The 21288-nt window shown below is 32.9% G+C and carries 19 protein-coding genes; 8 read left to right on the top strand and 11 right to left on the bottom strand.

All coding sequences use genetic code 11. From position 1 onward, the window contains the following. Window positions 1-26: 26 nt before the first annotated feature. Window positions 27-1079, bottom strand: coding sequence for a hypothetical protein (locus BMZ09_RS04465; protein WP_143067784.1), 1053 nt, complete (start codon window positions 1077-1079; stop codon window positions 27-29). A 172-nt stretch (window positions 1080-1251) separates the two neighbouring features. Between BMZ09_RS04465 and BMZ09_RS04460 the strand changes: the two genes are divergently transcribed. Then, window positions 1252-2250, top strand: a complete 999-nt coding sequence (locus BMZ09_RS04460; protein WP_090837879.1) for a hypothetical protein — start codon at window positions 1252-1254, stop codon at window positions 2248-2250. Between the two features lie 113 nt (window positions 2251-2363). Here BMZ09_RS04460 and BMZ09_RS04455 read toward each other — a convergent pair whose 3' ends face one another. The 3 genes from BMZ09_RS04455 to rpsO all read right to left on the bottom strand — a co-directional run bounded on the left by BMZ09_RS04455 (window position 2364) and on the right by rpsO (window position 6683). Next, on the bottom strand, window positions 2364-3788 hold the full coding sequence (locus tag BMZ09_RS04455; protein ID WP_090837878.1) for a glycosyltransferase family 2 protein: 1425 nt from the start codon (window positions 3786-3788) through the stop codon (window positions 2364-2366). 198 nt (window positions 3789-3986) lie between these two features. After that, window positions 3987-6227, bottom strand: coding sequence for a polyribonucleotide nucleotidyltransferase (locus BMZ09_RS04450; RefSeq protein ID WP_090837876.1), 2241 nt, complete (start codon window positions 6225-6227; stop codon window positions 3987-3989). Between the two features lie 186 nt (window positions 6228-6413). After that, complete coding sequence (rpsO, locus tag BMZ09_RS04445; RefSeq protein ID WP_090837875.1) at window positions 6414-6683, bottom strand: 30S ribosomal protein S15; 270 nt, start codon at window positions 6681-6683, stop codon at window positions 6414-6416. A gap of 144 nt (window positions 6684-6827) precedes the next feature. Here rpsO and def point away from each other — a divergent pair, with 144 nt between their 5' ends. Further along, the gene (gene def / locus BMZ09_RS04440) at window positions 6828-7451 is read left to right on the top strand and encodes a peptide deformylase (RefSeq protein ID WP_090837873.1); all 624 of its coding nucleotides are present in this window, start codon (window positions 6828-6830) and stop codon (window positions 7449-7451) included. Between the two features lie 40 nt (window positions 7452-7491). Here def and accD read toward each other — a convergent pair whose 3' ends face one another. From accD to tamL, 3 genes are all read right to left on the bottom strand, one after another. After that, complete coding sequence (accD, locus tag BMZ09_RS04435; protein WP_090837871.1) at window positions 7492-8349, bottom strand: acetyl-CoA carboxylase, carboxyltransferase subunit beta; 858 nt, start codon at window positions 8347-8349, stop codon at window positions 7492-7494. 321 nt (window positions 8350-8670) lie between these two features. Continuing rightward, entirely contained in the window at window positions 8671-9738 is a 1068-nt protein-coding gene (gene fbaA / locus BMZ09_RS04430) for a class II fructose-bisphosphate aldolase (RefSeq protein WP_090837869.1), read from the bottom strand. Window positions 9739-9852: 114 nt separating this feature from the next. Beyond that, window positions 9853-12390 carry a translocation and assembly module lipoprotein TamL gene (tamL, locus tag BMZ09_RS04425; protein WP_317042598.1) on the bottom strand — a complete coding sequence of 846 codons (2538 nt, stop codon included), beginning with the start codon at window positions 12388-12390 and terminating at the stop codon, window positions 9853-9855. Window positions 12391-12553: 163 nt separating this feature from the next. On the opposite strand from tamL, the gene BMZ09_RS04420 reads away from it, so the two are divergent. Together BMZ09_RS04420 and BMZ09_RS04415 are read left to right on the top strand one after the other, a co-directional pair. Beyond that, window positions 12554-13267 carry a TrmH family RNA methyltransferase gene (locus tag BMZ09_RS04420; protein WP_090837865.1) on the top strand — a complete coding sequence of 238 codons (714 nt, stop codon included), beginning with the start codon at window positions 12554-12556 and terminating at the stop codon, window positions 13265-13267. Window positions 13268-13281: 14 nt separating this feature from the next. After that, window positions 13282-13599: a hypothetical protein gene (locus BMZ09_RS04415; protein WP_090837863.1), complete on the top strand. Its 318-nt coding sequence runs from the start codon at window positions 13282-13284 to the stop codon at window positions 13597-13599. Between the two features lie 13 nt (window positions 13600-13612). On the opposite strand, the gene porT is transcribed toward BMZ09_RS04415, so the two are convergent. Together porT and ubiE are read right to left on the bottom strand one after the other, a co-directional pair. Further along, window positions 13613-14338 (bottom strand): type IX secretion/gliding motility protein PorT/SprT, encoded by a 726-nt coding sequence (gene porT / locus BMZ09_RS04410; protein WP_090837861.1) that lies wholly within the window; start codon window positions 14336-14338, stop codon window positions 13613-13615. Next, window positions 14338-15069 (bottom strand): bifunctional demethylmenaquinone methyltransferase/2-methoxy-6-polyprenyl-1,4-benzoquinol methylase UbiE, encoded by a 732-nt coding sequence (gene ubiE, locus BMZ09_RS04405; RefSeq protein WP_177183508.1) that lies wholly within the window; start codon window positions 15067-15069, stop codon window positions 14338-14340. Before ubiE ends, porT begins: the two co-directional genes overlap by 1 nt. 115 nt (window positions 15070-15184) lie before the next feature. Here ubiE and trkA point away from each other — a divergent pair, with 115 nt between their 5' ends. The 4 genes from trkA to BMZ09_RS04385 all read left to right on the top strand — a co-directional run bounded on the left by trkA (window position 15185) and on the right by BMZ09_RS04385 (window position 18828). Continuing rightward, window positions 15185-16534 (top strand): Trk system potassium transporter TrkA, encoded by a 1350-nt coding sequence (gene trkA / locus BMZ09_RS04400; RefSeq protein ID WP_090837857.1) that lies wholly within the window; start codon window positions 15185-15187, stop codon window positions 16532-16534. Further along, window positions 16534-18039: a TrkH family potassium uptake protein gene (locus BMZ09_RS04395; protein ID WP_090837855.1), complete on the top strand. Its 1506-nt coding sequence runs from the start codon at window positions 16534-16536 to the stop codon at window positions 18037-18039. Before trkA ends, BMZ09_RS04395 begins: the two co-directional genes overlap by 1 nt. Window positions 18040-18132: 93 nt before the next feature. After that, window positions 18133-18381, top strand: coding sequence for a hypothetical protein (locus tag BMZ09_RS04390; protein ID WP_090837854.1), 249 nt, complete (start codon window positions 18133-18135; stop codon window positions 18379-18381). Window positions 18382-18561: 180 nt separating this feature from the next. Further along, a complete protein-coding gene (locus BMZ09_RS04385; RefSeq protein ID WP_090837853.1) occupies window positions 18562-18828 on the top strand; it encodes a hypothetical protein in 267 nt (88 codons plus the stop codon). 49 nt (window positions 18829-18877) lie between these two features. Here BMZ09_RS04385 and BMZ09_RS04380 read toward each other — a convergent pair whose 3' ends face one another. Beyond that, window positions 18878-20068, bottom strand: a complete 1191-nt coding sequence (locus BMZ09_RS04380; RefSeq protein WP_090837852.1) for a pyridoxal phosphate-dependent aminotransferase — start codon at window positions 20066-20068, stop codon at window positions 18878-18880. 30 nt (window positions 20069-20098) lie between these two features. Continuing rightward, complete coding sequence (locus BMZ09_RS04375; protein ID WP_090837850.1) at window positions 20099-21193, bottom strand: fatty acid desaturase family protein; 1095 nt, start codon at window positions 21191-21193, stop codon at window positions 20099-20101. Window positions 21194-21288 lie beyond the last annotated feature (95 nt).

Raw genomic sequence — 21288 nt, 5'->3', positions numbered from 1 at the left:
GTTTAAATAAACTGTGGTTTAATTGATTAACAAGGCTGTGCAATGATTAATATACTAATCGTATAAGAGGTGTCTTCGGTTAAATTCTCTACACGAATATATACATTTTGAAATTGTGATGTGTTTAAGTAAACTTGATCAGATGGTATTGGATTGGTGTTGTTTTCTGCATCTTCTTCTGTTTCAAAATAGATAAGGTTTGTTGTAGCACTGTCTATTTGAAGTATGTTTGTGATGCAAAAAGCGTAGTTGTCAAAGATGAATTCTGCCACGCCAGGAGTAGCTTCTAATTCGCACTCTTCAAACGAAAAATTTGTACATTGAGCATAATCATCATCACAGTATTGATGTATGACAAATGATTTTTCTTCATGTGTTAATTTTAGGGAATTGCTATCAAGGTAGTCTACTTTCCAATCATAGTTAAAATAATCTCCAATAATACCACTGTTGTTTAGACTGATATTTATATGTATTTCTCCTTCAATAAATAATGTAGACCAAGATCCAAAAAGTAATTGATCATTATGTGTAAAAGCTGTAGATCCATTGTCTTCATTAAATACGGCACCTAGATAGGTGTTGTCCATATCTCTAGTGTAACCCACTTTCCATACACAATTGTTTATTAAAAACAGACAGGCTTCAGCTTCAATTGCCTCTACCTCTTCAATACAAGATTCTATATTTTCTTTTAATTCTTGATTGTTATTAATGGTAAATGTGGTGCCATCTTCTAGTTGTGTAGTTATTGGGTAACTAATACTTATAGAATAGTCGTCTTCTAAGTTATTTAAGTAGGTTAAGAATAAGGCGTCGTTTTGTATTAATGTAGTGGTTAATAATTGTAGGTCAGCATCAAATGCATACATGGTTATAGGATAGTTAAAATCTACACAGGTTACAGGTAATTCTTCTTCTGGATCATCTGTCATTCTAGCTAGGTTGTTGTATAGCTCAGAGTGTACCGCAATTACTTCTTCTGCATTAATATTTAGTCCTCCAATAGGTTCGTTTTCGCAGGACAAGAAAGAAAGTAATAGTATAAATATCGATAATAGTTTAATAGCGTTTTTCATTAGTAGTGGTTTAGAGGTTTACCTATAGTCTCTATATTTTAAAAAGGTTGCGTTGATTAAAGATTTTTTTTTTAATGTTTGGATTTCTTTTTATTGAAATACTTCTCTTATATTGAGCATCCTAAAATAATTTTCAACCAATTTTCAACCAATTTTAATTAAAATGTTTAATATGAAATCCCATTTTTTAGTGCCATTATTATTTTTATTTACAACCTTGTCTTTGTCTCAAAGCACTAATTTAGATAGAGAAAAAGTTAATGTCTCTTATGTTAGTTTGCCTTCTAATCCTATTTTGGAAAAGGAAAACCGAACGTATTCTTCAAATGTCTCTGGCCTGACTATATCAGGATATAAAAGAGAATCTGAAGGAGGAACCTTAGATATTGATTTTGCCTATCACGGTACCCAGGTGGAAGATGTAAACGTAAATAAAGAAAAACATGAAAAAAAGGATAAAGAAGGAAATGTAACCTCTACTACTTATACCTACAATGTAACCGCCAATTATACATCTACAGGAACAATGATGGTTAATAATATTATATCCGGAGCTGCTAAAACTAAGAATTATTCTGAAAAAGAGGTTTTTGAAAGTAAAGATTATACAACTTACAAACAGGCAAGTGATTATTACAATAATAATAAGAATAACCTGAGAAGTAAATATAATAGTGCGCATAAAAGCACTATTATAAGTAATGCTAGAGGTTATTTGAATGCGACTTTTGGGTTTGTTCCTTTCATTAATAAGTACGATTTTTTCTGGATTCTAGGTTCTAAAAAGCATCCTGAATTTGCTAAACATCATGAAAATTTTGACAAACTGAAAGAGATTATTGATAATATGGAGTATGATGAGCCAATTGGTGAATTGGAAAAAGAGTTAGAACCTATTATTCTGTATTTTGAAAATGTCGTAGATAATTACCAAGGGAAGAAAAAGAAAATGAGAAAAGTAAGGTATGCAAGTTATTTTAATCTTGCTAAAATATATTATTATTTAGATCAGCCAGATAAATGCGCAGCATATGGGCAAAAAATAATTGATAATGATTATGACAAATCTGATGGTAAATATTTTATAAGAATATCAAAAAATTTAAAGCAAAAATTTGAAGCTAATAAAATTGAAACTAGACATTTTGAAATTGATTATTTAGAAGATTAGTTTTGTTCTAATTAGATTTTTTAAATTTAAAACGGATTAAATATAAGGTGTTGTTGATTTTTATAAATAAATGACACGCCTGTAATTAATCCGTTTTTTTATATATAAAACATTTATTTTTCATTAACTAAATCACGCGTTAGCCAACCGCTTCTGCTAGCTGTGGCTATGGCATAAGGTGTAATCCAGAATAATCCAAAGGTATATAAGATGCTATACGAGTAAGCCCAAAAGCCTTGGTAAGTTTTATGTTGATTAGTAAAAAACAATAATGAAAAAGTAGATAGTATTAAAATGCTTACCAGAGTAGAACCAATAAATAAGAGCGGATGTACTAAGACAAAAAACAACATAAATAAAACCATAGGATAGCTCATTACTAATTTTGAAAACTGGCTAAAAAACAATAATCGCGTACCTGTTTTATTTCCTTCTCTAAAATTTGTAAATACATATTTAGCCATTTCTAAACTCTCTCTAACATTGCTTCGTCCCCAACGGATAAACATTTTATATAACCCTAAATATTCTTCAGGGACATTTGTATAAGCTACTGCATTACTTTGAAATAGCACATGTTCGCCTTGTTTTAGTATCATGTTTGTTAAGGCGCGATCTTCTCCAATGTCTGAAGGTTGTCCCATAAATTTTTGATTGATCCATTCCGGCAAACAGTTAAATACCGCCTGACGTCTGTATGCAGCTAATGCTCCGGGAGTGCATAATACTGAGTTTAAATTACTCTCTGCAGATCTTACAAACTCAAAACTCATTACAAAACTAACATCCAACATTTTTGGAAGCATTTCATTTTTATTATTTAATACTCTAATATTACCTGCTACAGCACCACATTTGTCATCTTTTATAAAAGGACTCACTAAATTTCTTAAAGTATCAGGCGTAACTATTGAGTCGCTATCTACAGTAACAAAGATATCTCCTGTTCCAAGATTAAACCCGCGATATAATGCTTGACGCTTGCCTTGATTTTTAGGTTGTTTAAAAATTTCTAAACGATCTCCTAGTTTTTGTTTAGCATCTAGTATCCATGTCCAGGTGTCGTCTAAACTTCCATCGTCTATAGCTAGTAATTGTAATTTGTGTTCTGGATAATCACTTTTTGCTAAACTCATTAGTGTATCCCAAACTTGTTTTCCTTCGTTGTAAGCAGGTACTATAACCGTTACGGTTGGTAACTCTTTATCTGTAACAGACGTGATTGGTTTGTACTTAAAGTAGTTGTATCCAGTGAATATAAAAAACAGAATTTTGTATGCAAATAGGCTAGTGGCTGCTATTATAAAAGTAAACCCTAATGTTGTGTTTAGTTGCGTGTTGTTAAAAGCTTCGAAGTCTTTATGAAATACATAGAAAAAATAGACGCCTAAAGCTATAAATAAGAAGGTGCTTAATAAGACTAATCTATTTTGTGGGCTTCCTGTAATTCCTTTACTCTGAAAGAAGCCATTAATGCGATTGCTTAATCTTGGGTTTAGTGATTTATTTTTGGTAAGGTTGGTAATTTTAGTAGCCATAAATTTTTAGGGATTTTATAAATTAAAAACTACTAGAGTTACGCTATATATCAAGGTTTGGATGTTTTGTTTGTCACTTTTAAGAAAATTTTATAATTTGAAAGCCAGGTGTAAATAAAAATGATTAGTTAAAATAACTGCATAAAAAAAGCCCAACATAACTGTTGGGCTTTCTTAATATATAAAGTTTAAAAAGAATTAATCTTTTTTCTCTTCTCTTGGTTTTCTGTCATCACGACCTCTGTTGTCACGAGAACCTCTATTATCACGTCCACCAGAACGTTTGTCATCTCTTGGTGGTCTTGCTACATAACCTTCTGGTTTAGGCAAGATTGCTTTTCTAGACACTTTTTCTTTACGAGTTCTTGGATCAAGTCCGAAATACTTCACATCAAAAACGTCACCCATATTTACAACGTCAGAAACATTTTCTGTACGTTCCCATGCTAATTCACTTACGTGCAATAACACTTCGTTTCCTGGTGCATCCATATACTCAACAACAGCTCCAAAATCTAACATTTTGATCACTTTTACTTCGTATACGCTTCCAACGGTAGGTTTGAATAAAATAGCATCAATTTTTGCCATAACAGCATCAATACCTTTTTTACCAACTCCTAATATTTCTACGATACCTTCTTCAGTTACTGGATCTTCGTTAATAACGATAGTTGTCTCAGTTTCTTTTTGCATTTCTTGGATTACTTTTCCTCCAGGTCCAATTAACGCACCAATAAATTCGTTTGGTACACGTCTTGTAACCATTGTAGGAGCATGTTCCTTAACATCAGCATTAGGTGCTTGGATAGTATCCGTTAATTTGCCTAAGATATGTAAACGACCGTCACGAGCTTGTTTTAGTGCATTCACTAAAATCTCATATGATAATCCTTTTACTTTAATATCCATTTGACAAGCAGTAATACCTTCTGAAGTACCAGTTACTTTAAAATCCATATCACCTAAGTGATCTTCATCTCCTAAAATATCAGATAAAACAGCGTATTTTCCAGATTCTGCATCAGAAATTAATCCCATTGCAATACCAGAAACAGGTCTTGTCATTTGCACACCAGCGTCCATTAATGCCATAGTACCTGCACATACAGTTGCCATAGAAGACGAACCGTTAGATTCTAATACTTCAGATACAACTCTTACTGTGTAAGGGCAATCTGCAGGAATCATTCCTTTTAAACCACGTTGTGCTAAGTTACCGTGACCAACTTCTCTTCTTGAAGTTCCTCTTAGTGGTCTAGCTTCACCAGTACAAAAAGGAGGGAAGTTATAGTGTAAATAGAAATTCTCCTCACCTTCGTAAGATGGCATATCTATTTTGTTTGCGTCTCTTGATGTTCCTAAAGTAACTGTAGCTAATGCTTGAGTTTCTCCACGAGAGAAAATTGACGATCCGTGTGTAGATGGTAAGTAATCTACCTCACACCAGATAGGTCTAATCTCGTCAGTCTTACGACCATCTAAACGTAAACCTTCATCTAAAGTTAAGTTTCTAATTGCAGATTTCTCTGCTTTGCTATAATATTTTGAAACTAAATCTCCGAAATCTGCTAATTCTTCTTCAGAAAAAGTAGCTTTAATTCCGTCTTTAATTTCAGCAAATGCAGCTGTTCTTTCATGTTTAGCAGATCCAGCTTTTGCTATAGCATATACTTTATCGTATGCCATATCGTAAACTTTCTTCTCTAAAGCTTCATCTTCTCTTTCTCCTTCGTACTCACGTGTTTCTTTTTTACCAAAAGCTTCTGCTAATTTTACTTGAGCAGCACATTGTACTTTAATAGCTTCATGGGCAAATTTAATTGCATCTGCCATTTCTTCTTCAGAAATTTCATCCATTTCACCTTCAACCATCATTACAGAATCAGCTGAAGCTCCAATCATCATATCGATATCAGATTCTGCTAATTGTGCTCTTGTTGGGTTGATTACAAATTCTCCGTTGATACGTCCAACTCTTGCTTCAGAGATAGGGCATTCAAACGGGAAATCTGATAACTGGATAGCTGCAGATGCTGCTAAACCAGCCATTGCGTCTGGCATAACGTTTTCGTCATGAGACATTAATTGGATCATTACCTGTACTTCAGAGTGGTAATCCTTTGGGAATAATGGACGTAAAACACGATCCACTAAACGCATAGTTAATACCTCACCATCACTAGGTCTTGCTTCTCTTTTGAAGAAACCACCTGGATAACGACCTGCTGCTGCAAACTTTTCGCGGTAATCTACCGTTAATGGTAAAAAGTCTACTGGAGATTGTTTGTAGTTTGAAACAACCGTACATAACATCATACATTTTCCTGACTGTACAACAACGCTACCGTGCGCTTGTTTAGCCAGTTTTCCTGTTTCGATAGAGATTTCTCTTCCATCACCAAGGTCAATGACCTCTTTAAATACTTTTGGAATCATAAATTTTTTAATTCTAATTAAACAATGGTCGTTGTGTTGTGGTAGTGTAGTAGTAGTTGTAATGACCAATGAAAAACCGATAGACCTAAAGTTTATTTAGACCTAGCTTCTTATTAATTAACTCGTTGTAATCGAGTTGTTTTATATCAAAAAACCACGCTAAAAAGCGTGGTCTTTGTATTGAGATTATTTTCTTAATCCTAATTCTTTTACTATTGCACGATATCTTAAGACATCTTTCTTAATTAAGTAATCAAGTAAGCTTCTTCTTTTACCTACTAACATTACTAAAGAACGCTCTGTGTTATAATCTTTACGATTTTGTTTTAAGTGCTCAGTTAAGTGTGAAATTCTAGCTGTGAATAATGCTATTTGACCTTCTGCAGATCCAGTATCTTTAGCGTCTTTACCGTGTTTTGCAAAAATCTCTGCTTTTGCTTCTTTTGTGATGTACATTCTAATATTATTGTAAATGATTGTTATGTATACGAAAGTTTATCTTTCGAGGTGCAAATATAGTTATTTTTATTAAATAACAAACAATCCGCTTACTATATAAAAGGTGTAAATTAGTGAAAATTGTAAACTCTATTTTTTAAAATGAAAAATTGTATTAATCTTATAGTCATATTACTACTAGTAACTAGCTGTGGTACTAGTAAAACCAAAGTAACTAAAAACTTTTCAAGTAAGCAAGTAGGTATGATAATGAATGGTAAGGCTTTAGAGCCGATGCGTGTGTTTAAAATAAATAATACACAAGACTCTATTTTATTACGTTCTAAAAGTGCTTATGTTAAACCGGATGTTAACGATCTTGTTTTGAAACAATTTACAGACCGCCTTTTTGCTACAGTTAGAGATAGTATGTCTATGGGTGTTGGTATTGCTGCACCACAAGTTGGGATACTTAAAAACATTATTTGGGTACAACGTTTTGATAAAGACGAGGCGCCTTTTGAAGTTTATTTAAACCCTATAATTACTAACTATTCTGATATTAAGCAGACACGACGTGAGGGTTGTTTGTCTATACCAGATCGAGCTGAGGTTTTAAATTCTAGGTCTAAATCAATTACTATTGAGTATGATACTATGGAAGCCAAGCATGTTGTAGAAACAATTACAGATTTTACTGCTGTAATTTTCCAGCATGAGATAGACCATTTATATGGTATCCTTTTTCTGGATCATTTAGATAAGGAGATTAGAGATGCTAATTGACATAAAAAAAACCTTACTGAAAAGTAAGGTTTTTTTTGTTTTATGCTCTTAGAGGCTGATTTGTAATCAGGTCTATATATAAATTGACTTTGTTTTTTAGTTCTTTACGATGTGTAATAAAATCTAAGAAACCATGTTCTAACAAAAATTCTGAGGTTTGAAAACCTTCTGGTAATTCTTGTCCTGTAGTGTCACGCACTACACGTGGTCCTGCAAATCCTATTAATGCACCTGGCTCTGCAATTGTAATATCACCTAGCATTGCAAAAGAAGCTGTTGTACCACCTGTTGTTGGATCTGTACATAATGATATGTAAGGGATTCCAGCATCAGCTAATTGTCCTAGTCTTGCAGATGTTTTAGCTAATTGCATTAAAGATAATGCAGCTTCCATCATACGTGCGCCTCCTGATTTAGAAATAATCATTAAAGGCAATTTCTTTTTTAAAGAATATTCTGCAGCTCGTGCAATTTTTTCTCCTACAACACTACCCATTGATCCACCAATAAAGGCAAAGTCCATACAAGCGATTACCAAATCTTTTCCTTTAGATTTTCCTACTGCACAACGTACAGCATCTTTAAGGTTTGTTTTCTCTTCGGCAGCTTTTAAACGGTCTGGATATTTTTTAGTATCCTCAAATTTTAAAGGGTCTTTAGAGGTTAGATTTTCGTCTAGCTCTTTAAATTTATTGTCGTCAAAGAGGATTTCAAAGTATTCTTTACTTCCAATTCTTACGTGGTAACCATCTTCTGGGCTTACGTAAAAGTTTTTTTCAAGCTCTTTAGAGTCTACTATTTTACCAGTTGGAGATTTATACCACAACCCTTTTGGGATGTCTTTTTTCTCTGCGGTTTCGGTTGTTATTCCTTTTTCTTTTCTTTTAAACCAAGCCATATTGATTTACTATTTTGGGATTAAGATTTTTAGATGTTTTCTAAAAGTCTATGCTTTTATTAGTTTTAGTTTGCTTTACACAAGCGTACAAAATTACTGTTTTTATTAATCAAACTCAAAAATAGTAGTCGCTATCTGTTTGTTGTTACTTTTGAGGTATAAAAAAATCCCGTTTAAGTGCTGTGGTTAATCAGTTTAAACGGAATTTTATTTTATGTAATTATGTTGGCACGCGTTAGGGATTGTAGAGGCATCCTTTTTTGTCTTTTTTCAAAAAAGATATAACGGAAAGCCCGACCCTTGGGTAACGCCAAAATAAAATTATAGTGTATTGACGTTATTTAAATCTTCGAATGCTTTTTTAAGACGCTCTACAAATGTAATTTCTCCTTCTCTTAACCATTTTCTTGGGTCGTAGTATTTTTTGTTTGGAGATTCTGGACCGTCTGGGCTACCTATTTGAGACTGTAAATAGTCTGTTTTGTCTGCCATATAATCTCTAACTCCAGTCATAAATGCATATTGCATGTCTGTGTCAATGTTCATTTTTATAACACCGTAACCTATTGCTTCTCTGATTTCTTCTAGAGTAGATCCTGATCCACCATGGAAAACAAAGTCGATATGGTTATGTGGTAAGTTGTATTTTTTAGATAAAAACTCTTGAGAATTTTTTAATATTTTTGGCGTAAGTTTTACGTTTCCTGGCTTGTAAACACCGTGTACGTTTCCAAAAGCTGCTGCAATTGTAAATTGGTCGCTTACTTTGCTTAACTCTTCATATGCATACGCTACTTCTTCTGGTTGTGTGTATAATTTAGACTCGTCTACATCACTATTATCTACACCATCTTCTTCACCTCCTGTAATACCTAATTCTATTTCTAAAGTCATACCCATTTTGCTCATTCTGGCAAGGTATGTTTTACAGATTTCTATGTTTTCTTCAAGTGGTTCTTCACTTAAATCAATCATGTGCGAGCTGTATAATGGTTTTCCTGTTTCTTTAAAATGTTGCTCACTAGCATCCAATAATCCGTCTATCCAAGGTAATAATTTTTTTGCACAATGGTCCGTATGTAATATTACTGGCACGCCATAAGCTTCTGCCATTAAATGTACGTGTTTGGCACCAGCTATACTTCCTGCAATTGCAGCTTTTTGACCGTCGTTACTTAATCCTTTTCCTGCGTTAAATACACCACCTCCATTTGAAAACTGTATAATAACAGGAGCGTTTAAAGCTGCTGCTGTTTCTAAAACACCGTTTATGGTATTAGAACCAACTACGTTTACTGCTGGTAATGCAAAACCTTTTTCTTTTGCTAATTTGAAAATTTCTTGTACTTCTTTTCCAGTAGCAACTCCTGGTTTGATATTGTGAGCCATTTTGTTTTTTTTTAGTTGAATTTGAATAGTACCAAAAGTAACAAAAAATGATATGTTTTATTCATTTTTAGTCAAAAAAGCACGCAAACGTTGTCGGTAATTGGTCTGTTTTTATTAGAAAGGATAGTTGATTCCGATGTTGTAAACAGCGTTACCAAAGTTGTAGTCATTAAACCATCGGCTACCTGTTGGGTAGGATGGGTCGTATGTTTTAAAACCAATATCACCACGCAGTACAAAAAAGCTAAAGTCGTAACGGATACCAAAACCAGAACCGACTGCGATATCTTTTAAAGATTTAAAACCAGAAAATGTAGCATCTTCTTGGTTAATGTCATCAAGGACATTCCAGATATTTCCAGCATCAATAAATATAGCACCATTAAAAGCACCAAATAAATTGAAGCGTTGCTCTGCGCTTAATGCTATTTTTAGATTGGCTTCATTAAACTCGTCAGTTGTAGTTAAACTTCCTGGTCCAAGACTATAGGCAGTCCAAGCTCTGTTATCATTTGCTCCTCCAGCAAAGAAACTTTTAGAGAAGGGGATGTTGGTGGAGTTTCCATAAGGTATTGCAATACCAAAAAAGGTGCGTATGGCTAATACGTTTTTGTAGCCTAAGCTCCAGTGTTTAATATAATCTAATTCTGTTTTTATGTATTGTGAGAATGCGACATTAAACATCTCGTACTTACCATTGGCGTTTTTTTCTAGGCCTAATATTTTTGAGGTTGCAGAAAATAGGTTTCCTGCTAATTCTACACGTGTCCTAAATATAGAGAAGTCTTCGTCTGTTAAGTCGTCTCTATTGTTTTTAACGTAACTAAAATTGGTTGCGAATATAAGGTTGTCTTCCGTTAGTCTTTGTTTTCTTTCGCTAATGGCATTAGCTGTATCTAAATCGTCCTCAGACAAGACGCTGTTATAAGTACCATTATCAATAAGGTTTAGAAAACTATCTGCACCAGCAGGTATGCTTAAACTCTCTGATGAGGTTATAAAACCACTAGTTTGGGCAATTGTATTTAAAGAGTTGTATGAGTTTTCATAAACATTAAAATAATTGGCAATATTTAAGTTTTTTACAAATTGAATATTAAATAAATCTAATTTATTGGTTACCTTTTTATTTGGATACCAACGGTAATTAAACGAGCCTGTAAAGGTCTGTTTATCTAGCCCTATATTGGTTTGACTAGAGGCTGCAACTGTTAAGCTGGTTCTAGGAAACATGAATTTAGGGATTATTTTTTCTGTGTTAAAAGGTGAAAATAACCTTGGGATAGTTAGTTTTAAGTTTGCTCCGATCTCGTTAATATCAAAAAACTTGTCAGTGGAGCTGTTGGAGTCTTTTGAAGCTCCTATAGATGCAAAACCCGATATTTCTAATGTTTCAGCAGCATTAAATATATTTCTAATTAATAGGCTTGGGTTTGCTGAAAATCCGATGGTTTGAATATTGCTTTGTAAGGCTTCTGCACTAAACTCTAATTCAAACTTTTTTAATGGTGTTAAGTAGATGTTTGCTGTTAGTGTAGTGTCTTGATTTTCTACGTATGATATGTTAGGGTATTTAAAGGTGCGTAAATCACTAATTTTTCTAGATGTTAAAGGTCTGTTTTTATCCCTAAATACTGTGTTTGGTGTTATAAACACAGCGTTGGTTAATGCTTTTGGTTTGTAGTTAAGTTTTCCAATACTATAGATGTTATAACCGTCAAAAACAGTAGTATCGTTTATGGTCGAGTTTCTGTCTTTAAAAGAGTTGTTGGTGTAAATATTAACATCTTTTACCTTGTAGATTTTAAACTTTTCTGTTCTAGTAATTTCGTCTTCTCTAATAATGCGGTCTTCAATAATGGTTTCAATATTCATTTTATTATTACCAAAATTATTGTCTGCTTCAAACTTGACATAATCTTTACTAAAATGATACACACCATTATCACGCATCAACTCCACAATTCTATCTTCTTCGTTATAAACTTTAGATAGACGGTATTGTTCTCCTGTTTTTATTAAGCTTTTGTTTTTGTGTTGGTTGTAAATTTTTTCTACTTCCGGAGATCCTATTTTGGAGTAAATAGTGTCTAATATATAAGCTTCTCCTGTATCTATAATATAATCTATTGTAGCTTTTTTATCATCCCCTTTATTGACTTTAAATTCTGCTTTAGCATCAAACCAACCATTAACTTTATAATAGTTTTGGATGCGTGTAATTGATTTACTAGTTAATGACGTGTCAATAATTACTGGCGCTTCACCACTGCGTTTGATCCATTTATTAAAATTAGATTTAGACTCTATTCTTTTATCTAATTGTTTTCTAGATAAAAAACGTGATTTACGTGCCATTTTCTCGGGATTGCTATAGTATTTTTCATTTAATATAGAATCCATATTGGGACGTGCTGTATTGTAAAAATATAGCTTAAGCGGAATGTTTGTGTAAGGGATAGGCAACCTGCTGTTTGGTTTTTGATACAGCAAGTTGGATATTGTATCGTTAGTTACTTTTTTGTCGTTTATAGTTAACGTGTTTTTTGTTAAAAGATGTTGGTTTTCTGCAACGCGTTTTACTGAGTCACACCCACTAAGTAGCATTGTAAAAGCTAATAAACCGACTATTTTAAACTGAAAATTTTTCAAAGGAAATGTTTACTAATTCTAACGTTTATTACAATTTTGATGCCTAATATTTACATCACATTCAAAAATACACTATTTATTGTACAAACAAATTTTAAATAAATAGAAACACACAAATGGTAACTGCATTTTTTTCATTTTCTTTATAAAAATTTTCAAAATTGTGATTTCTAAAAATCAAATTAAAAATATAACGCGTTTAAAGCAAAAAAAATATAGACAACAAGACGGTTTGTTTATTGCTGAAGGCAGAAAGGTTATTGAGGAGTTTTTAAATTCTACTTTTAAATTGGTAGATTTATTTACAACCGAAACTTTTGATGTGGATCAAGAGGTTATTATATCTGAAAACGATTTAAAAAAAATAAGTTGTTTAACCACACCTAACAAAGCATTGGCTGTTTTTAAAATACCAGAAGACTTAAGCTTACAATCTGACGGTTTAATTTTAGCATTAGATAGTGTACGTGATCCCGGTAATTTAGGAACTATTATTAGATTATGCGATTGGTTTGGAGTTGATCAATTGGTGTGTAGTCAAGAAACAGTGGATTGCTATAATCCAAAAGTAGTACAAGCTACAATGGGGTCTTTAACAAGGGTCGCAATACATTATGTGGATCTTGAATCCTATTTACAAAAAGTAGATTTACCTGTGTTTGGAGCCTTTATGGAAGGTAAAGATGTGTATAAATCTAAGATGCCTAAATCAGGTGTTTTAGTTTTAGGAAATGAGGCCAACGGAATATCCAAAGCTATTGAGGTTTGTGTTACTGATAAGATCAGTATCCCAAGATTTGGAGCGCTTCAAGCAACCGAAAGTTTAAACGTCGCTACTGCAGGAGCAATTTTATTAAGTGAATTTAGAAGAGGATAGTCTTATAATTTGTGATGAAAGCATTAAAAGATGAAACAGGAATTATTAAAACAAGCAGATTAGTAGCTATATTGTCCTTTTTGTTTGGGTCGCTTATTTTGTTGTTTTTTTACCTGACAGAAAACACTCTTTTTATGTTGCTAGGTATGGTCTTCCTATTTGGGGCTTTTATTTTAAATAGTATTTTATTGATTGGATTACTCTTAAAATATTCTGAAGATGACGCACAAAAAGATTTGAGAATTAGTATCTTAATAATATTAGCTAATATTCCAATTGCTTATTGCTATTACCAAATAGCAATGCACATTTTTAGTACTATAATTGACTAAGTGTAAGTTGTCTTTACTGCACTGTAAAGTTAATAAAAACGCCACGTGTTTGCATTTGACTAATGTTACCTGTCCAAGGACTATTAGGGTCTCTGTCTCTAATAAGTTCGTCTTTCATGGCAAATACACCTCTAATTGATGGTGTAAATTTAAAACGATCTAAGTAAAAATCTATACCAAAACCAATTTCAAAAAACTGCATATTTTTTACCATTCTAAAATCTCCAGCAGAATTGTCGTCAGGGTTTTTCTCGTTACTAGATAAGTTAATCGCTGTAGAGACACCTGCTAAAACAAACGGCTTAAAGTTATTGACACGCTTTGTAGATATTTTTAATAGTAAAGGAAAATAGACATAAGTCGATTTTACCTCACGTAAAAGGTCAGAGTCATTTACTTCGTCATCAAAATCTGCGAAATAATTTTCTTGATACATTAAATTACGTTGTGCAATTACTAAACCTGGCTCTAGACGTAAATCTAAATACTCATTAATACGTAAGTTTCCTAAAAGTCCAACATTAAAACCCGTAGTGCGTTCTGTTTGAATGTCTCCAATATTACTATTGTAATCAAACTTAAAATCCAGATTATTAAATCCTAAGTAATAACCCCAGCTTATTCTAGCTTTGTCTACAGATTCAAGGTTTTTAATTTTTTCTTTCGAAAAAAGTTGTGCTTGAGACACTGTTGTAAATAATAAAGTAAACAGTAATAGGTAGGTGTATCTTGTATTCATTATTGTTTTGATGCTTTGTAAATTGTAGCTACACCAAATGTTTGAGGCATATCTGTAACATTAATAAACCCAATATTACGTAAAATATTGTTCAACTTTTCTCCGTAAGGAAAAGCATTAGCACTTTCGCTTAAGTATTTGTAAGCTGTTTTGTCCTTAGAAAAAAGTTTTCCAACAGTAGGTAAAATTACTTTAGAATGAAACTGGTAGCCTTGTTTAAAAGGAAACTTAGTAGGTACAGATGTTTCTAAAATAACAAAAACACCACCCGGTTTTAATACGCGTAAAATGTCTTTTAATCCGTTTTCTAAAGTTTCAAAATTACGGACTCCAAATGCTACTGTTATGGCATCAAAACTATTGTCGTCAAAAGGCATGTTCTCGGAATCACCAATAACCATGTCAATTTTTTGATCTAATTGCTTGGCTTTAATTTTTTGTTTTCCAACCTCTAGCATTCCGCTACTAATGTCTAAACCTATAATTTTTTCGGCACTAGTTTCTGCTAGGTTAATTGCTAAATCACCGGTTCCGGTTGCAATATCAAGGACATTTTTAGGATTGCTAGCTTTGACTATTTCAACAACTTTTTTTCGCCATTTAATATCAATACCAAATGATATTACACGGTTTAAGCCATCATACTCTCCAGAAATGGTGTCAAACATTTTAGCAACTTGTTCTTTTTTGCCTAAGTCACTATTTTTGTAAGGATTTATTTTCGTCAAAATCAATTTTTTTACAAAGATAATGCATTCAGAATAGTCTATAAAACTTCAAAAGAATAAATAATTGACCCTTAAATATTTAAATTAATTATCTTTGCATTCCCATTATTAAATAAATATGAAAATAATTATTGCTGGAGCTGGTGAAGTTGGATTTCATTTAGCAAAATTATTGTCTTACGAGTCTCAAGAAATTACACTTATTGATACGGATAGAGACAGTTTGTCTTACGCGGATAACCATTTAGATATCAAAGTCATAAAAGGTGATGCGACGTCAATTGCTATTTTAAAAGAGGCAAAAATTGACCGCGCAGATCTTTTAATTGGTGTTACAGCATCCGAAACAACAAATATTACAGTTTGTGTTTTGGCCAAACAACTAGGAGCAAAACGTACCATTGCAAGAATCTCTAATACCGAGTTTATTAAACATAAAGATGAGGTAGGGTTTACTAGATTTGGTATTGATGAATTGATTTCTCCAGAAAGTTTAGCAGCATCAGAGATTGAGTTACTTTTAAATCAATCGGCTTTTAAAGATAGTTATGAGTTTGAAGATGGTGCATTAACCATGGTAAGCTTAAAGCTTTCAAGAACCGCAGGTTTTGTTGGAAAAACAGTCAAAGAAGCAGCCGAGTTATTTTCTGAAATACATTTTGTGCCCATTGCAATTCAACGTTTTGGAACACAGTATACAATTATTCCTAGAGGAGATACTGAGTTTAGAGAAGGTGATAATGCCGTATTTATTACGTGTGCAGGTGGAGGAGAAGAGTTATGCAGAATGACCGGTAAAGCCAATACTCCTGTAAAGGATGTTATGATTTTAGGAGGAAGTAAAATTGGTTTTAAAACAGCAAGAGACTTATCTGCTAATGGTTTTAATGTTAAATTAATAGAAAATAATAAAGATGTTGCTTTTGATGTAGCAGATGATTTGCCAAAAGTACTGGTGATAAATGGTGATGGTAGAAATGTAGAATTATTAGAAGAAGAAAATATTAGCGATATGGATGCTTTTATTTCTGTAACTGGTAATTCAGAGACTAACATCATGTCTTGTTTGATGGCTAAGTCTAAAGGTGTAAAGAAAACTATTGCTTTGGTTGAGAATATGGACTATTTTGAATTGTCTCAATCTATAGGTATTGATACACTTATAAATAAAAAACTACTTGCAGCAAATAACATTTTTAGATATATCCGTAAAGGTGATGTTGTTGCAATGACTAAACTTAACAACATGAATGCAGAGTTGTTAGAGTTTAAGGTCAAGTCTAGTTCTAAGATTTGTAATAAATTAATAAAAGACGTTAAGTTTCCTAGATCAGCTATTGTAGGCGGTGTAATTAGACACGGTGAAGGTTTAATAGCTTTAGGAGGTTTTAGGATCGAAGAAGGCGATTATATCGTGGTATGTTGTTTACCAAGATCTATAAAAGAGGTTGAAAAATTATTTTTATAATGAGAAAACGTTTACGTCTTAACTACAAAATAATATTTTATTTTTTCGGATTGTTATTGGTGTTTAATGGTGGCTTTATTTTGTTGTCAGCATTAGTCAGTCTTATCTATGAAGATGGGGTAACATTAAATCTGTTTTTATCTGGTTTTGGAGTGTTACTTTTTGGTCTTTTAGGGATGTTTAATCATCGGGACCATAACAAAGAGTTAAACAAACGTGAGGGTTATATTGTAGTGTCCTTTGGGTGGATTGTAATGTCACTATCAGGTGCTATTCCATATTTAGCTACAGGAGCTATTCCAAGTTTTACAAATGCTTTTTTTGAAACCATGTCTGGTTTTACAACTACGGGAGCTTCCATTTTAAATGACATTGAGATTGTTCCAAAAGGGGTATTGTTTTGGAGGAGTTTAACGCACTGGATTGGTGGTATGGGTATTATTGTGTTGGCAGTAGCCATACTTCCATTATTAGGTATTGGAGGGATGCAGTTATTTGCTGCAGAAGCACCTGGTCCGAGTGCAGATAAATTACATCCACGAATTACAGATACAGCTAAGCGTCTGTGGTTAATCTATTTTGGATATACAGCTGCCGAAACTATATTACTTAAGGTAGCAGGAATGAGCTTTTTTGATGCTGTAAATCACTCGATGTGTACTTTGTCTACTGGTGGGTTTTCTACAAAAAATGCCAGTGTTGCCTATTGGAATAATAAGCCTATTATACAGTATATTATTATCTTTTTTATGTTTTTGGCAGGGTCAAATTTTGTCTTAAGTTATTTTGCTTTTAAAGGAAAAGTGCAAAAGGTAATCCAGGACGAGGAGTTTAAATTGTACTTCATGTTTGTGGCTATTTTTACTATTGTATCAGCTTTAATTATTTATTTCAGAGCAGATTTATCATTATCGTCTATAGACCATCCAATGGTTTGGGGACGTGGAGAGAGTGCTTTTAGACATGCTTTATTTCAAGTAATATCAGTAATAACAACCACTGGATTTGTTACCGCAGATTATACACTGTGGACACCATTTTTAGTTGTGCTTTTCTTTGGGTTGATGTTTTTAGGCGGGTCAGCAGGAAGTACTGCTGGAGGTGTAAAAGTAGTGCGCCACATGGTCTTAATTAAAAATGGGTTTTTAGAATTTAAAAGAACGTTACACCCTAATGCTATAGTACCTGTTAGATATAACAAAAGGGCAATTTCCAAAGAAATTGTATTTAATATATTAGGATTCTTTATTTTATATATGATCTCTTTTATTATCGGTGCTCTTGGTTTTTCTATGATGGGTATTAATTTTGAATCCTCTATAGGTATTGCGGCTTCTAGCTTAGGTAACGTTGGACCTGCTTTAGGGCAATTTGGTCCAGTAAATAACTACGCATCATTACCTGCAATAGGTAAGTGGTGGTCTGCGTTTTTAATGCTAATTGGTAGATTAGAGTTGTTTACGGTGCTTATTTTATTGACGCCTTTCTTCTGGCGAAACAGATAATACAAATTAATTACTTCCATGTATTTTAATGTTGTACTGTAACATTTTAAAGACTACCTCGTCTTTATTATATAACCAATACATCAATCAATCATGGAATTATCAATCAACACACAATCATTAGAACCAGACTCAGTTATTTCTTTTAATAATTATTCAGGTATCTTAAATACAAATTACAAGTCTATTGTTATTTCAAATTATAGAAATTTCAAATCAAAATCTCTGTTTAACAGAAGGCAACAATTAAAAAGTTGGTCTTATAATAGAACTTGTTGTGCCACTGCGACACTAATTAAAGTGGCATTGTTTGCGGTTATGTTAGTATTAATTGCTACTTAATTTTATTAGTCTTTTGTTATTTTCTTTATAAAGAAATGTAACATTTATCAAAAAGCTGCTACTTATATGTAAAGCAGCTTTTTTTTATGGAATAATTTTAAGGTAGTTGAATTAACTTCAACTGTCCACGGATTATTAATGTTTAATTTCTGAAGTCATTCAGACTAAAATTTAGAAATCATGGGAGGAGAAGGCGCAATGATGGCTGCAAACCAGTCGTTAAAAAGTAATAGAAGTATGATGGCAAAACGTAAAGAGAAGTCTTTTAGTTTTGTTACTAATTCTACAGAGAAGACAGAATATAATTTACCGAAGATCACAGAGCAAAAGATTCTAATGTTACGCAAGAAACTGCAGCAAGAGCAAAAATTAAGGCGTACTAAACAAGTCGTAGTTTTGTCAGTTGTGATGCTGATTTTAATTGGAACGCTAATATATTATATGTAAAAAAAAGCTTCACCTAAGTGAAGCTTTTAATAATTTATAGGGTTGCTAGTTAGCTTACCACTTCTTTGATACGCTTAATAGCTTCAATAATTTCTTTTTGTGAAGCCGCATAACTTATTCTGATACAATTAGAATTTCCGAAAGCATCACCAGTTACGGTTGCTACTAAAGCTTCTTCTAGTAAATATAAAGAAAAGTCGGTTGCGTTATTAATTGTTTTTCCTCTTAATGTTTTTCCAAAAAAGTAAGACACATCTGGAAATACGTAAAAAGCACCTTCTGGTGTGTTAGTTTGAAAACCTTCAATGTTACTAAGTAAATCAAGAACTAAATCACGACGTACTTTAAACTCGTCAATCATAAACTTTACAACACTAGGATCTGCATTTAAAGCTGTAATTACTGCACGTTGTGCAATACAGTTTGCACCACTAGTAATTTGACCTTGCATTTTGTTACACGCACGTGCAATCCAATCTGGGGCACCTATGTAACCAATACGCCATCCAGTCATAGCAAATGCTTTAGAGACTCCGTTTACTGTAATAGTATTGTTAAACATACCATCAATACCAGCCATGCTTGCGTGTGCTTTACCTGTATAATTGATGTGCTCGTAAATCTCGTCAGAGACTACATAAATATTTGGATGTTGTCTTAAAACAACCGCCAAAGCTTCTAATTCTGCTTTGCTATATAATGATCCACTTGGGTTACAAGGACTACTAAACCAAACCATTTTTGTTTTTGGTGTAATAGCTGTTTCTAACTGTGCAGGCGTCATTTTAAAGTCTGTATCAATACTTGTTTTAACTTCAACAGGGACACCTTCACTAAGTTTAACAATATCAGAGTAACTAACCCAGTAAGGGCATGGTAAAATAACCTCGTCTCCTTTGTTTAACATAACAGCAGCTATATTTGCTAAACTTTGTTTAGCTCCTGTAGACACAACTACTTGTGGTAACGTATAGGTTAAGTTATTATCACGTTTAAACTTGGTAATAACCGCTTCTTTTAATTCTACATAACCATCCACTGGAGAGTATGAATTATAATTGTCGTTTATAGCTTGGATACCAGCATCTTTAATAAAGTCCGGTGTATTAAAGTCTGGTTCTCCTAAACTTAATCCAATAATGTCTTTGCCTTCACCTCTAAGTTCTCTTGCTTTTGCTGCCATAGCTAAAGTGGCAGAGGTAGACATGTTTAAAATACGGTCAGAAAGTGGTTGGTTCATTTGTGTGTTGTTATGTTGTGCAAAAATTAATTACGCTATGTTAGGGTTTTGTCCTAACATTTTTAGTTGTTGGTAATGCTCTCCAATAGCTTTCCACATCGTGTTATACTCGTTGTATGGTAAGCTAAATTCATGCGCTGTATCTTTTACTATTTTAGCAATGTTTTTGTAATGTACATGACTAATATGTGCAAATAAATGGTGTTCTACCTGTCTGTTTAATCCACCTGTGTAAAATTCTACTAACCAATTTTTAGGCGAAAAGTTAGACGTTGTAAATAACTGGTGAATGGCCCACGTGTTTTTCATGTTACCGTTTTCGTCAGGTAAAGGCATGTCCGTGTTAGGCATAACGTGTGCTAATTGAAAGACAACGCTTAAAATGATTCCTGCAGTATAATGCATGATCAAAAAGCCAATTAATACTTGCCACCAAGCATAGCCTAATGATAAAGGTAGGACTACCCAAATAGTGTAGTATAAGATTTTACCAATAATTAATTTAGTCCATTGGGTTGCAGGCTTAGGGAAATCTCCATAAGATAATTTTCTTTTTAAGTAAATGTAAGTTTGCTTAAAATCTGTAGTGATAGCCCAATTTACAGTTAATAAACCGTAAAGTAAAAAGGCATAATATTTTTGGTATTGGTGAATTTTTAACCATTTAGAATGCTTAGAGAAACGTATGATTCTTCCAGCGTCAATATCTTCATCGTGCCCTTCAATGTTAGTGTAAGTGTGGTGTAACACATTGTGTTGCACTTTCCAGTTATAATCATTACCAGCTAAAATGTGTATGCTACTTCCCATTAAGCGGTTTACCCATTTTTTACTAGAAAAGGATCCGTGATTGGCATCATGCATAACATTCATACCTACACCAGCCATACCAATACCTATAACCATAACAGATATAATTTGTAGCCAAGTTGGTAAGTCAACCGTTAATAACAATACTAAGGGACCTAGTAATAATGTAAACATTACTACTGTTTTAATATATAATTTCCAGTTACCTGTTTTTTTAATCTTGTTTTCTTTAAAATAATTATTAACACGTTTGTTAAGTGTTTTAAAAAATTTTGCAGAGTCTGTTCGAGAGAACGTTACTGTTTGTTTTGTCATCGTAATAGTATTCTTTTTTATCTTAACGAAAAAAATCGCTAAATAATATTTATTACAAAGATAATTAATTAAGCAAAACAGAACCTCCCTTTTTA

Source organism: Olleya namhaensis (assembly GCF_900114005.1).
In the GTDB taxonomy this organism is placed as follows: Bacteria; Bacteroidota; Bacteroidia; order Flavobacteriales; family Flavobacteriaceae; genus Olleya; species Olleya namhaensis.
The sequence above is the reverse complement of the archived record's forward strand: the minus strand, read 5'-3'. Positions and strand labels throughout refer to the sequence as shown.